12 protein-coding genes are annotated in these 12,226 nt (G+C 63.2%); 2 read left to right on the forward strand and 10 right to left on the reverse strand.

Features of this window, described 5'->3' with window-relative positions:
* Window positions 1-13: 13 nt before the first annotated feature.
* The 9 genes from ccoG to ccoN (L6D89_RS03340) form a co-directional block, all read right to left on the reverse strand.
* The gene (ccoG, locus tag L6D89_RS03300) at window positions 14-1,429 is read right to left on the reverse strand and encodes a cytochrome c oxidase accessory protein CcoG (protein ID WP_236170728.1); all 1,416 of its coding nucleotides are present in this window, start codon (window positions 1,427-1,429) and stop codon (window positions 14-16) included.
* A 211-nt stretch (window positions 1,430-1,640) separates the two neighbouring features.
* Window positions 1,641-2,606 (reverse strand): cytochrome-c oxidase, cbb3-type subunit III, encoded by a 966-nt coding sequence (gene ccoP / locus L6D89_RS03305; protein WP_236170727.1) that lies wholly within the window; start codon window positions 2,604-2,606, stop codon window positions 1,641-1,643.
* Complete coding sequence (locus L6D89_RS03310; protein ID WP_024763940.1) at window positions 2,603-2,794, reverse strand: cbb3-type cytochrome oxidase subunit 3; 192 nt, start codon at window positions 2,792-2,794, stop codon at window positions 2,603-2,605. Before L6D89_RS03310 ends, ccoP (L6D89_RS03305) begins: the two co-directional genes overlap by 4 nt.
* Before the next feature lie 5 nt (window positions 2,795-2,799).
* Window positions 2,800-3,408 carry a cytochrome-c oxidase, cbb3-type subunit II gene (gene ccoO / locus L6D89_RS03315; protein ID WP_017516817.1) on the reverse strand — a complete coding sequence of 203 codons (609 nt, stop codon included), beginning with the start codon at window positions 3,406-3,408 and terminating at the stop codon, window positions 2,800-2,802.
* Window positions 3,408-4,850 carry a cytochrome-c oxidase, cbb3-type subunit I gene (gene ccoN / locus L6D89_RS03320; RefSeq protein ID WP_045209126.1) on the reverse strand — a complete coding sequence of 481 codons (1,443 nt, stop codon included), beginning with the start codon at window positions 4,848-4,850 and terminating at the stop codon, window positions 3,408-3,410. Before ccoN (L6D89_RS03320) ends, ccoO (L6D89_RS03315) begins: the two co-directional genes overlap by 1 nt.
* A gap of 343 nt (window positions 4,851-5,193) precedes the next feature.
* The gene (gene ccoP / locus L6D89_RS03325) at window positions 5,194-6,117 is read right to left on the reverse strand and encodes a cytochrome-c oxidase, cbb3-type subunit III (protein ID WP_236170726.1); all 924 of its coding nucleotides are present in this window, start codon (window positions 6,115-6,117) and stop codon (window positions 5,194-5,196) included.
* The gene (locus L6D89_RS03330) at window positions 6,114-6,305 is read right to left on the reverse strand and encodes a CcoQ/FixQ family Cbb3-type cytochrome c oxidase assembly chaperone (protein ID WP_017516305.1); all 192 of its coding nucleotides are present in this window, start codon (window positions 6,303-6,305) and stop codon (window positions 6,114-6,116) included. Before L6D89_RS03330 ends, ccoP (L6D89_RS03325) begins: the two co-directional genes overlap by 4 nt.
* A gap of 4 nt (window positions 6,306-6,309) precedes the next feature.
* Window positions 6,310-6,918: a cytochrome-c oxidase, cbb3-type subunit II gene (ccoO, locus tag L6D89_RS03335; RefSeq protein ID WP_015477751.1), complete on the reverse strand. Its 609-nt coding sequence runs from the start codon at window positions 6,916-6,918 to the stop codon at window positions 6,310-6,312.
* A 10-nt stretch (window positions 6,919-6,928) separates the two neighbouring features.
* Complete coding sequence (gene ccoN, locus L6D89_RS03340; protein WP_045209130.1) at window positions 6,929-8,353, reverse strand: cytochrome-c oxidase, cbb3-type subunit I; 1,425 nt, start codon at window positions 8,351-8,353, stop codon at window positions 6,929-6,931.
* A gap of 120 nt (window positions 8,354-8,473) precedes the next feature.
* Here ccoN (L6D89_RS03340) and L6D89_RS03345 point away from each other — a divergent pair, with 120 nt between their 5' ends.
* Together L6D89_RS03345 and cprA are read left to right on the forward strand one after the other, a co-directional pair.
* Entirely contained in the window at window positions 8,474-9,172 is a 699-nt protein-coding gene (locus L6D89_RS03345) for an alpha/beta family hydrolase (RefSeq protein ID WP_236198728.1), read from the forward strand.
* 89 nt (window positions 9,173-9,261) lie between these two features.
* Window positions 9,262-10,434 carry a cationic peptide resistance protein CprA gene (cprA, locus tag L6D89_RS03350; RefSeq protein ID WP_236170724.1) on the forward strand — a complete coding sequence of 391 codons (1,173 nt, stop codon included), beginning with the start codon at window positions 9,262-9,264 and terminating at the stop codon, window positions 10,432-10,434.
* A 157-nt stretch (window positions 10,435-10,591) separates the two neighbouring features.
* On the opposite strand, the gene L6D89_RS03355 is transcribed toward cprA, so the two are convergent.
* The gene (locus tag L6D89_RS03355) at window positions 10,592-12,157 is read right to left on the reverse strand and encodes a methyl-accepting chemotaxis protein (protein ID WP_236170723.1); all 1,566 of its coding nucleotides are present in this window, start codon (window positions 12,155-12,157) and stop codon (window positions 10,592-10,594) included.
* Window positions 12,158-12,226: the final 69 nt, after the last annotated feature.

A 12,226-nucleotide genomic window follows, 5' to 3' on the forward strand; every position in this document is an offset into this window, starting at 1 on the left:
GTTCAGCGTCGGTTCAACGAAGGCGTGGGCCGATGAAGCGGCTGGTGGATTCCTTGCTGATCGACGGGTCGTCTACCGACTGGATGGTGAAGCTGATCTCGTTGGTGGTCGAGGGCAGTTTCTCCGGATCGATGGACAGTTCCACCGGCATGCTGAAGATATCCCCGGCAGCGACCGAGATTTCCTTCTTGCCTTCCAGGATCAGGCCGTCCAGGCCCTTGGCGCTGAGTACGTAGGTATGGTCTTTCTGGTCCTTGTTCATGACCTTGAGGCTATACACGTTCTCGATGCGACCTTCGGCGTTCTCGCGGTAGAGCACGCGGTCCTTGCTGACGTCAAAGCCGACCAGCGGGCGAAGGAAGATGGCGGTGATCAGCAGACCGATCATGATGCACAGGGCGATGGCGTAGCCGATCAGACGCGGGCGCACCAGGTGGGTCTTCTGCCCCGACAGGTTGTGCTCGGTGGTGTAGCTGATCAGGCCGCGCGGGTAGTTCATCTTGTCCATGATGCTGTCGCAGGCGTCGATGCACGCGGCACAGCCGATGCACTCGATCTGCAGGCCGTCGCGGATGTCGATGCCGGTCGGGCAGACCTGTACGCACATGGTGCAATCGATGCAGTCGCCCAGGCCCTGGGCCTTGTAATCGGCGCCTTTCTTGCGCGGGCCACGGCCCTCACCACGACGCGGGTCGTAGGAGACGATCAGGGTGTCCTTGTCGAACATCACGCTCTGGAAGCGCGCGTAAGGGCACATGTAGATGCACACCTGCTCGCGCAGCCAGCCGGCGTTGCCATAGGTGGCGAGGGTGAAGAAGCCGACCCAGAAGTAGGCCCAGCCGTCGGCCTGGCCAGTGACCAGATCGCTGAGCAGATCGCGGATCGGCGCGAAATAGCCGACGAAGGTCAGACCGGTGACCAGGCCGATCAGCAGCCAGAGGCTGTGCTTGGCGAAGCGGCGCAGCAGCTTGTTGCCGCTCATGGGCGCCTTGTCGAGTTTCATGCGCTGGTTGCGATCACCCTCGGTGATTTTCTCGCACCACATGAAGATCCATGTCCACACGCTCTGCGGGCAGGTGTAGCCGCACCACACGCGGCCAGCGAACACGGTGATGAAGAACAGGCCGAAGGCACTGATGATCAGCAAGCCGGAAAGGAGGATGAAGTCCTGCGGCCAGAAGGTCGCGCCGAAGATGTAGAACTTGCGCTCGGGCAGGTCCCAGAGCACCGCCTGACGACCATTCCAGGTCAGCCACACGGTGCCGAAGTAGAGTAGGAAGAGGAGGGCGCCCCCGGCCATGCGGAGGTTGCGGAAGAACCCGGTAAAGGCTCGGGTATAGATCTTTTCCCGGGAGGCATAAAGGTCGACGCTTTCACTCTTGCCTTTAGTGGGCGGAGTGACGTCCTGGACCGGAATCTGTTTGCTCATCAGTGCATTCCACGGCAGCGGGAGGGCGCCCTGTCGATACATGCCGAGAGGGTCAGAAATATGCTTGCACGCCTAACAATGATACGGCGTGGTGGGGGTTGCAACGGTGCGACAGTTGGTCGCGCAAGGAATTATGGACCCAGAAATAGAGCGGCGCCGGTGTAGAAACCGGCGCCGCAGGGTGTCGCTATGGGTGTAGGAAAGAGCAGGATTATTCCGCGCTCTTCTCACCTTCGCCATGGGACAGGCTGTACACGTAGGCAGCGAGCAGGTGCACCTGATCTTTGCCCAGACGCTCCAGCTGAGCCGGCATCTGGCCCTGGCGGCCGTAGCGGATGGTCTGCTGCAGCTGGGCGAAGCTGGAACCGTAGATGAACGCGGCCGGGTGGGTCAGGTTGGGTGCGCCCATGGCAGCGGTGCCTTTGCCTTCTGCGCCGTGGCAAGCCACGCAGTTGGTGGCGAAGATCTTCTGGCCGTTGGCGACCTGCTCGTCAGTCACGCCCTCTGGCAGCTTGCGGCCGTCCAGCTTGGTGGTGACGAAGGCAGCCACATCGTGGACGCCGGCATCGCCGATGACTTCGCCCCAGGCCGGCATGGCCGCGTGGCGACCGCCTTCGATGGTGGCGATGATGTCCTTCGGCTCGCCGCCCCAGCGCCAGTCGGCGTCGGTCAGGTTGGGGAAGCCGTGGGCACCCTTGGCATCGGAACCGTGGCAGACGGAGCAGTTGGAAGCGAACAGGCGGTTACCCATTTTCAGGGCCTGCTCGTCCTTGGCCACGTCCTCGATCGGCATGGCGCCGAACTTGGCGTACAGCGGGCCGTACTTCTCATCGGCCTTGGCCATTTCCTTTTCCCACTGGTGCACACCGGTCCAGCCCTGTTCGCCGTTGGCGAATTCGGCCTTGTCCTGGTAGCCCGGCAGCAGGCCCTTCCAGTTGCCCAGGCCCGGGTACAGGACCAGGTAGCCGAGGGCGAAGATGAAGGTGGCGACGAACAGCATGAACCACCACTTGGGCAGTGGGTTGTCGTACTCCTCGATGCCGTCGAAGGCATGGCCGACGGTTTCATCGGTGGCTTCGTTGCGCTGACCGCGACGGGTGGCGAACAGCAGCCACGCGAGGGCGAAGATGGTGCCCAGGGTAAGTACGGTGACGTACAGACTCCAGAAGGTTGTCATTCTTTGTTGCTCCTAGAAGCTTGCTCTTGCTCGACGTGCTTTTTGGCGACCGGGTCATCCGCGAAGGGCAGCAGGGCGTCTTCGTCGAAGCGCTCCTTGCGTTTGCCGCCATAGGCCCAGAGCAGGACGCCGACGAAGGCGACCATGACTACTACCGTGCCGATACCGCGAATGGTCCCGATATCCATCACTGTCACCGTTTGCTCTTGATGATGGTGCCGAGGCCTTGCAGGTAGGCGACGACAGCGTCCATCTCGGTCTTGCCTTTGACGGCGTCACGGGCACCGGCGATGTCTTCGTCGGTGTAAGGCACGCCCAGCGTACGCAGGGCTTCCATTTTCTTCGCCGTGTCCTTGCCGTCGAGCTTGTTCTCCACCAGCCAGGGGTAGGAGGGCATCTTCGATTCCGGCACTACGTTGCGCGGGTTGTACAGGTGCGCGCGGTGCCAGTCGTCGGAGTAGCGGCCGCCGACGCGGGCCAGGTCCGGGCCGGTACGCTTGGAGCCCCACAGGAACGGGTGATCCCAGACGCTTTCGCCGGCGACGGAGTAGTGGCCGTAGCGCTCGGTCTCGGCGCGGAACGGACGGACCATCTGCGAGTGGCAGCCTACGCAGCCTTCGCGGATGTAGATGTCACGGCCTTCCAGTTCCAGCGCGGTGCGCGGCTTCATGCCTTCGACCGGCTTGTTGGTGACGTCTTGGAAGAACAGCGGAACGATCTGGGTCAGACCGCCGATGCTCACCGCAATGACCATGAAGAAGGCCAGAAGGCCGATATTCTTCTCGACTACTTCGTGCTTCATCAGTGAGCTCCTACAGCGGGGATCTGGGCAGCGGCATCGGCGTCAGCCTGTTTGAAACCGCGCACAGTACGGAAGGTGTTGTAGGCCATCAGCAGCATGCCGGAGGCGAAGAAGGCGCCGCCCAGAGCACGGACGATGAAGCCCGGGTGGCTGGCCTGCAGGGCTTCCACGAAGGAGTAGGTGAGGGTGCCGTCGGCGTTGATCGCACGCCACATCAGACCCTGGGTGATGCCGTTGACCCACATCGAGGCGATGTACAGCACGGTACCGATGGTAGCCAGCCAGAAGTGCGCGTTGATCAGGCCTACGCTGTGCATCTGCTCGCGGCCGAAGACCTTCGGAATCAGGTGGTACAGGGAACCGATGGAGATCATCGCAACCCAGCCAAGGGCGCCGGCGTGTACGTGGCCGATGGTCCAGTCGGTGTAGTGCGACAGGGAGTTGACGGTCTTGATGGCCATCATCGGGCCTTCGAAGGTGGACATGCCGTAGAAGGCCAGGGAGACCACCAGGAAGCGCAGGATCGGATCGGTGCGCAGCTTATGCCAGGCGCCCGACAGCGTCATCATGCCGTTGATCATGCCGCCCCAGCTCGGAGCCAGCAGGATCAGGGACATCACCATGCCCAGCGACTGCGCCCAGTCCGGCAGCGCGGTGTAGTGCAGATGGTGCGGACCGGCCCAGATGTACAGGGTGATCAGCGCCCAGAAGTGCACGATGGACAGGCGATAGGAGTAGATCGGACGCTCGGCCTGCTTCGGAACGAAGTAGTACATCATGCCGAGGAAGCCGGTGGTCAGGAAGAAGCCCACGGCGTTGTGGCCGTACCACCACTGGATCATCGCGTCGGTGGCGCCGGCGTAGACCGAGTAGGACTTGAACCAGGTGACCGGCAGTTCTGCACTGTTGACGATGTGCAGCATGGCGGTGACAAGGATGAACGCGCCGTAGAACCAGTTACCCACGTAGATGTGCTTGGTCTTGCGCTTCATCACGGTGCCGAAGAACACCAGTGCATAGGTCACCCAGACGATGGCCAGCAGGATGTCGATCGGCCATTCCAGCTCGGCGTACTCCTTGGAGGAGGTGTAGCCCAGCGGCAGGGTAATGCCGGCCAGCACGATTACCGCTTGCCAGCCCCAGAAGGTGAAGGCGGCGAGGCTGTCGGAGACCAGGCGGGTCTGACAGGTGCGCTGTACGACGTAGTAGGAAGTTGCGAAGAGAGCACAGCCGCCGAAGGCGAAAATCACCAGGTTGGTGTGCAGCGGACGCAGTCGGCCGAAGCTGGTCCAGGGCAGGTCCAGGTTCAACTGGGGCCAAACCAACTGTGAGGCGATGTAAACACCAACCCCCATTCCAAGTATCCCCCAGACCACCGTCATGATGGCGAACTGGCGGACGACCTTATAGTTATAAGCAGTCGGACTGATTGCTGTGCTCATTCTAAGGTTCCACGGTTTTTGGATTTTATGGACAAAAAAACGGCGGCAAGTATGGAGAAAGCAGGTGGCCATTGCAACGCGCCGGGCCTTGGCGCGAAGCCGGTTTGACGCCTGCTCCGGAGCGCTTTGCGCCGCTGTTTGCCGCTCATTTCGGCTCGTTCGTACCAACCTGGGAAGTGGGTCAGGTTAGTCGTATTGCAGGTTTGCGAATGGAATTCAGCTTAGACGTGAACCGGAAGGGTGTGAAGAAAGGAGATAGAGAGGGTGCGACACTTCGTCGCGATATTGCGGAGGTAAGAAACTCGCGCCCGTTTTAGTGGGCGCGAGTTGGGGGGCGGGGAGTTTACTTCGCCTGGCCGGAAATGTTGTAGATGTAACCGGCGAGAATGTGCACTTTGTCTTTGCCCAGGTATTGCTCCTGCGCCGGCATCTGGCCCTGGCGGCCGTGACGGATGGTCTGCTGCAGTTGCGCGTAGCTGGAACCGTAGATGAAGGCGCCCGGGTGAGTCAGATCAGGTGCGCCCATCATTGGGTTGCCCTTGCCTTCCGGGCCGTGGCAGGCGACACAGGTGGTGGCGAACAGCTTGCTGCCGTTGTCCACGTTCTCGGCGCTCACCCCTTCGGGCAGCTTGCGGCCGTCCAGGTTGGCGGTCACGAAAGCGGCCACGTCCTGCACGCCCTTGTCGCCCAGCACTTCACCCCAGGCCGGCATGGCGGCGTGGCGGCCACCGAGGATGGTGGTCTCGATGTCCTGGGCGGTGCCGCCCCAGCGCCAGTCGCTGTCGGTCAGGTTGGGGAAGCCCACCGCGCCCTTGGCATCCGAGCCGTGGCAGATCGAGCAGTAGGTGGCGAAAAGGCGCTCGCCCATTTTCATGGCTTGCGGATCTTTTGCGACTTCTTCCACGGGCATGGCGGCGTATTTGGCGAAGATCGGGCCGTATTTTTCCTTGGCCAGGGCTTCTTCACGCTCCCATTGCTTGTCCTGGGTCCAGCCGCCGTCGTAGCCCGGCAGGACGCCTTTCCAGTTGCCCAGGCCCGGGTAGAGCACCAGGTAGCCGGCGGCGAACACGATGGTGCCGACGAACAGCAGGAACCACCACTTGGGCAGCGGGTTGTCGTACTCCTCGATGCCGTCGAAGGCGTGGCCCATGGTCTGGTCGGTGGTGTTCGAGGACTGCCCGCTGCGGGTGGCGAATACCAGCCACAGCAGGGCGATCAGCGAGCCGACTGTTAGTACGGTGATGTACAGACTCCAGAAGGTAGTCATGCGTTGTTGCTCCTAGAAGCTTGCTCTTGCTCAGCGTGACGCTTGGCTGCCGGGTCATCCGCGAAGGGCAATAGGGCGTCTTCGTCGAAGCGCTCCTTGCGTTTGCCGCCGTAAGCCCAGAGCAGTACGCCGACGAAGGCCACCATCACGATGACGGTGCCGAGGCCGCGAATGGTCCCGATATCCATGCTGTCACCGCTTGTTCTTGATGGAGGTGCCGAGGACCTGCAGGTACGCGACTACCGCGTCCATTTCGGTCTTCCCTTTGACGGCGTCGCTGGCGCCGGCGATGTCGTCGTCCGTGTAGGGCACGCCCATGACACGCATCACTTCCAGTTTCTTCGCCGTGTCCTTGCCGTCGAGCTTGTTCTCGACCAGCCAGGGGTAGGCGGGCATCTTCGACTCCGGGACCACGTTGCGCGGGTTGTAGAGGTGCGCGCGGTGCCAGTCGTCCGAGTAGCGGCCGCCAACGCGGGCCAGATCCGGGCCGGTACGCTTGGAGCCCCACAGGAACGGGTGGTCCCAGACGCTTTCGCCGGCAACGGAGTAGTGGCCGTAGCGCTCGGTCTCGGCGCGGAACGGACGGATCATCTGCGAGTGGCAGCCCACGCAGCCTTCGCGGATGTAAACGTCACGGCCTTCCAGTTGCAGGGCGGTGTAGGGCTTCATGCCTTCCACCGGGGTATTGGTCACGTCCTGGAAGAACAGCGGGACGATCTGGGTCAGGCCGCCGATGCTCACGGCGACGGCCATGCACAGGGCCAGCAGGCCGACGTTTTTCTCAAGTACTTCGTGTTTCATGTCGGTCTCCTCAGGCCATCTGCGCCGCGGCTTGCATTTCAGCCGGTTTGGCGGCCGCTACGGTGCGCCAGACGTTGTAGGCCATGACCAGCATGCCCAGCAGGAAGATGGCACCACCGATCATTCGCACGATGAAGCCGGGGTGGCCGGCGGCCAGGGCTTCGACGAAGGAGTAGGTGAGGGTGCCGTCGGAGTTCACTGCGCGCCACATCAGGCCCTGGGTGATGCCGTTGACCCACATGGAGGCGATGTACAGAACGGTGCCGATGGTGGCCAGCCAGAAGTGGGTGTTGATCAGGCCCACGCTGTGCATCTGCTCGCGGCCGAAGACCTTCGGGATCATGTGGTACAGCGAGCCGATGGACACCATCGCTACCCAGCCCAGAGCGCCGGCGTGTACGTGGCCGATGGTCCAGTCGGTGTAGTGGGAGAGGGCGTTGACGGTCTTGATGGCCATCATCGGGCCTTCGAAGGTGGACATGCCGTAGAAGGCCAGGGAAACCACCAGGAAGCGCAGGATCGGGTCGGTGCGCAGCTTATGCCAGGCGCCGGAGAGGGTCATCATGCCGTTGATCATGCCGCCCCAGCTCGGAGCCAGCAGGATCAGGGACATCACCATGCCCAGCGACTGCGCCCAGTCCGGCAGCGCGGTGTAGTGCAGGTGGTGCGGGCCGGCCCAGATGTAGACGGCGATCAGCGCCCAGAAGTGGACGATGGACAGGCGATAGGAATAGACCGGACGCTCGGCCTGCTTCGGAACGAAGTAGTACATCATCCCCAGGAAGCCGGCGGTCAGGAAGAAGCCCACGGCGTTGTGGCCGTACCACCACTGGATCATGGCGTCAGTGGCGCCCGAGTACAGCGAGTAGGACTTGGTCAGGCTGACCGGGATCTCCAGGTTGTTGACCACGTGCAGGATCGCCACGGTCAGGATGAAGCCGCCGAAGAACCAGTTGCCCACATAGATGTGCTTGGTCTTGCGCTTCATCAGGGTGCCGAAGAAGACGATGGCGTAGGAAACCCAGACAATGGTGATCAGGATGTCGATCGGCCATTCCAGCTCGGCGTACTCCTTGGAGGAGGTCATGCCCAGCGGCAGGGTAATGGCGGCCAACAGAATCACCAGCTGCCAACCCCAGAAGGTGAAGGAAGCGAGCGGGCCTGCGAAGAGACGGGTCTGGCAGGTACGCTGCACCGAGTAGTAGCTGGTGGCGAACAGTGCGCAGCCGCCGAAGGCGAAAATCACCGCATTGGTATGCAACGGACGCAGGCGCCCGAAGCTCGTCCACGGTAGGCCGAGGTTAAGGTCCGGCCACACCAGTTGCGCGGCGATCAGGACACCGACGGCCATGCCGACGATTCCCCACACCACTGTCATAATGGCGAATTGGCGGACCACCTTATAGTTATAAGCGGTCTGATTGGTTGTGCTCATTTATGGGCTTCCATCCACGGTTATGGGCTATGCCCATCCCGGCAAGGTTTTTACGGCTTACGGCGTATGCCGCCCCTCCCCCTTGGGATAGGTACTAATTCGGAATTAGCGGAGTGAAGGATGGATAAAGGCACCTCTTGGAATATTGATTCGGATCAATTGGCGCCTGAGACCTCTGTCGCGCGCGCCTGCGGTCCTTTGTCGCTGCTGCGGAACCCGGCACCCCGCGAACTGTCAGCGACGCTGGTTCTGGCGCATGGCGCCGGTGCGCCGATGGACAGTCCGTTCATGCACGAGATCGCCGCGCGTCTGGCTGAAAGAGGTATCTCGGTAGTGCGATTCGAGTTCCCCTATATGGCTATGCGTCGCGAGGACGGTCGGCGCCGTCCGCCGAATCCGCAGAAGCAGTTGCTCGACTGCTGGCGGCAGGTCTATGCCCAGGTCCGCGCCGAAGTGCCGGGCCGGCTGGCCATCGGTGGCAAGTCCATGGGCGGGCGGATGGCCAGCCTGCTGGCGGACGAGCTGGGTGTGGACGCGCTGGTTTGTCTCGGCTACCCGTTCTATGCCGCCGGCAAGCCGGAAAAGCCCCGCGTCGCCCATCTCGCGGATCTGCAGACGCCGACCCTGATCGTTCAGGGCGAGCGCGATGCGCTGGGTGATCGCCCCACGGTGGCCGGCTATTCGCTGTCACCGGCGATCCAGTTGCACTGGCTGGCGGCTGCCGACCATGACCTGAAGCCGTTGAAGGCTTCCGGGCTGACTCACGAGCAGCATCTGCAAAGCACTGCGGCAAGGATCGAAGCTTTTCTATTGCCCTAATCGGCCCTTAAGGCAGCGCTTCCTATCCTCGCCGGCGTCGACTCCTGGTAGTCGACGCCCCGCTTCCAGAGGACAGGCCGAAAGCTGCCATGAACCCCGATTACGCTGAACGCATTGCCACCCAACCCCTCCGATACTCCACCAGCGCCGCGCATAGCCTGTTGCTGACCGGCGCCACGGGCTTCCTCGGTGGCGCCGTCGCCGCCCACCTGATCGCCGATGGTCACGCTCCGGCGCTACTGTTCCTGGTTCGCGCCGAATCGCCCGAGCAGGGCCTGCTGCGCCTGCGCGACAACCTGCGCCTGCACTGTGTGCCGGAATCTGCGCTGCAGAGCCTTCAGGAGCAGCAGATTCTCTGCGGCGACCTGCTGGATACCGCCTGGATGCAGGGCGCGCGTGCCCGCCTGATGCGGGTGGAGCAGGTGATCAACTGCGCGGCGGTGGCTTCGTTCTCGAAGAACCCAAGCATCTGGCCGGTGAATGTCGAGGGCACTTTTGCTTTCGCCAAGCTGCTCAGTCAGTCGCGCAATCTCAAGCGCTTCCTGCATGTGGGTACGGCCATGTGCTGCGGGCCGCAACGCGAGTCGCCGGTTCGCGAGTCCTGGGATTTCCCGGACAGCGAAGACCAGTTGGTGGACTACACGGCCTCCAAGGCCGAGATCGAGCGGCGCATGCGCGAGGAGCTGCCGTCGCTGCCCCTGGTGGTGGCGCGTCCTTCCATCGTGGTGGGGCATCGCGAGCTTGGCTGTCGCGCCTCGGGGAGCATTTTCTGGGTGTTCCGCATGGGCTTCGCCCTCGAGAGCTTCACCTGCGGCCTGGATGAGCAGATCGACGTGATCCCGGTGGACTACTGCGCCGAAGCGCTGGTGGCCCTGGCTCTCAAGCCGACTCTGAGCCACAGCCTCTACCACATCTCCGCGGGCAACGGTTCGGCCTGCACCTTCGGCGAAATCGATCGCGCCTACGCCGACGCTCGTGGCGAGGCACCGGTGGGCAAGCGTTATCGCAAGGTCAGCAGTGAGGACCTGCGCGAGCTGGCCGGCAGCTTCGAAAGCCGCATCGGCAAGGCCAATCCGCGCCTGGTGCTGCGGGCGCTACGTCTGTACAGCGGCTTCGCCGACCTCAACTACCTGTTCGACAACCAGCGCCTGCTGGATGAAGGCATCGCCGCGCCGCCGCGTTTCACCGATTACGTGGACGTGTGCGTGCATTCCTCGCGGGATGTCAGCATTCCGGCGCAGATGCAGTGGGACTTCAAGTAACCCGGCGAAATGCTGCGGGTCGGTGGATTTTGTAGGAGCGAGCTTGCTCGCGAACTGCCTCTGTGCGGGGCCAGGTTCGCGAGCAAGCTCGCTCCTACAGTTGTCGCCGCGCGACAGAGGCGTAGGGCGCGTTATGCGCCCTACGCGTTGTCTGGCCTCAGCGGTTGAACCGCTCCACCAGCGAATACTGGCGGTGCGCGGTCTGCGTCAGCTCTTCGCTGAGCAGGGCGGTGCGCTGGGCTTCGCCCGAGGTCTGGTCGGCGAGGTTGGCGATGGTGCTGATGTTGCGGTTGATCTCCTCGGCCACGGCGCTCTGCTCCTCGGCAGCGGCGGCGATCTGGGTGGTCATCTCGGTGATGTTGGCCACCGCATCGCTGATGCCCACCAGGGCGCTGTCCGCCTGCAGCACGCGCTCCACGCCTTCATCGGCCTGGCGACGACCGGAGTCCATGGCGCGTACCGCCTCGGTGGCGGTGTTCTGCAGGTTGGCAATCAACTGGTGAATCTGTCCGGTCGACTCGGCGGTACGCTGGGCCAGCGAGCGGACCTCGTCGGCGACGACGGCAAAGCCGCGGCCCATTTCACCGGCACGCGCGGCCTCGATGGCGGCGTTGAGGGCCAGCAGGTTGGTCTGGTCGGCGATGCCCTTGATCACGTCCACCACGCCGCCAATCTGCTCGCTGTCGCGGGCCAGCTGGCTGACCGCTTCACCGGTTTCGCCCACGGAATTGGAGAGGCGCTGCATCGCTTCGCGGGTCTCGGCAGCGATCTGCCGGCCCTCGGTGGTCAGGTCGTTGGCCTGGCGGGTGGCATCGGCAGTGCGCTGCACGTTGTCAGCCACTTCCTGGGTGGTGGCGGCCATCTGGTTGACGGCGGTGGCCACCTGCTCGGTCTCCTGGCGCTGGCGGTCGAGGCCGGCGGAGCTGTGGTGGGCCAGCGAGTCGGCTTCGCGGGCCTGCTCGGTGAGGGTTTCGGCGGTGTCCTGCAGACGCGTCAGACAGGTCTTCAGGCGTGCTTCCTGGCTGAGAATGGACATTTCCAAGCGTGCCTGGGCGCCGCGGCTGTCGGTGTACATCTGTGCGATCAGCGGATCGGAGGTGGTCTGCTCGGCCAGGCGCAGCAGGCGCTTGAGGCCGCGCTGCTGCCAGCCGAGGCCGGCCAGGCCCAGTGGAATGGAGAGCAGCGCCGCCAGCAGGAAGCCCCAGTGGGAATTCAGCCAGACGCCAATAAGGAAGCCGATCTGGCCGATCAGGATGAACGGCAGCCAGTCCAGCAGCACCGGCAACCAGCGGTCGCGGGTGGGAATGGCTGACTTGCCGGCGTTGATCCGTGCGTACAGCGCTTCGGCTCGGCGTACCTGTTCGGCGGAGGGTTTCACCCGCACCGATTCGTAGCCGACGATCTCGTTGCGCTCATAGATGGGCGTGACGTAGGCGCTGACCCAGTAGTGATCACCGTTCTTGCAGCGGTTCTTGACGATGCCCATCCACGGGCGGCCTTTCTTCAGGGTCGCCCACATGTGCGCGAAGACGGCTGCCGGGACGTCCGGATGGCGCACCAGGTTGTGCGGCGCGCCGACCAGCTCCTCGCGGGAAAAGCCGCTGATGGCGGTGAAGGCGTCGTTGGCATAGGCGATGACGCCGCGGGCATCGGTGGTGGAGATCAGCCGCTGTTCGGCGGGGAAGGTGCGTTCACGCTGGGTGATCGGCTGGTTGTTGCGCATCAGGCTGGAATCTCGGGAAGGTCGAAATGGTACGTCTGTCCAGCTTATCGGCCGCCGGATCGGAAATTT

Source organism: Pseudomonas pseudonitroreducens (assembly GCF_021603645.1).
Lineage (GTDB): Bacteria > Pseudomonadota > Gammaproteobacteria > Pseudomonadales > Pseudomonadaceae > Pseudomonas > Pseudomonas pseudonitroreducens.

Excerpts from the sequence above, each read along its gene's own strand:
- ccoG (WP_236170728.1), bottom strand. The coding sequence starts at position 1,429 with ATGAGCAAACAGATTCCGGTCCAGGACGTCACTCCGCCCACTAAAGGC.
- ccoP (WP_236170727.1), bottom strand. The coding sequence starts at position 2,606 with ATGACAACCTTCTGGAGTCTGTACGTCACCGTACTTACCCTGGGCACC.
- L6D89_RS03310 (WP_024763940.1), bottom strand. The coding sequence starts at position 2,794 with ATGGATATCGGGACCATTCGCGGTATCGGCACGGTAGTAGTCATGGTC.
- ccoO (WP_017516817.1), bottom strand. The coding sequence starts at position 3,408 with ATGAAGCACGAAGTAGTCGAGAAGAATATCGGCCTTCTGGCCTTCTTC.
- ccoN (WP_045209126.1), bottom strand. The coding sequence starts at position 4,850 with ATGAGCACAGCAATCAGTCCGACTGCTTATAACTATAAGGTCGTCCGC.
- ccoP (WP_236170726.1), bottom strand. The coding sequence starts at position 6,117 with ATGACTACCTTCTGGAGTCTGTACATCACCGTACTAACAGTCGGCTCG.
- L6D89_RS03330 (WP_017516305.1), bottom strand. The coding sequence starts at position 6,305 with ATGGATATCGGGACCATTCGCGGCCTCGGCACCGTCATCGTGATGGTG.
- ccoO (WP_015477751.1), bottom strand. The coding sequence starts at position 6,918 with ATGAAACACGAAGTACTTGAGAAAAACGTCGGCCTGCTGGCCCTGTGC.
- ccoN (WP_045209130.1), bottom strand. The coding sequence starts at position 8,353 with ATGAGCACAACCAATCAGACCGCTTATAACTATAAGGTGGTCCGCCAA.
- L6D89_RS03345 (WP_236198728.1), top strand. The coding sequence starts at position 8,474 with ATGGATAAAGGCACCTCTTGGAATATTGATTCGGATCAATTGGCGCCT.
- cprA (WP_236170724.1), top strand. The coding sequence starts at position 9,262 with ATGAACCCCGATTACGCTGAACGCATTGCCACCCAACCCCTCCGATAC.
- L6D89_RS03355 (WP_236170723.1), bottom strand. The coding sequence starts at position 12,157 with ATGCGCAACAACCAGCCGATCACCCAGCGTGAACGCACCTTCCCCGCC.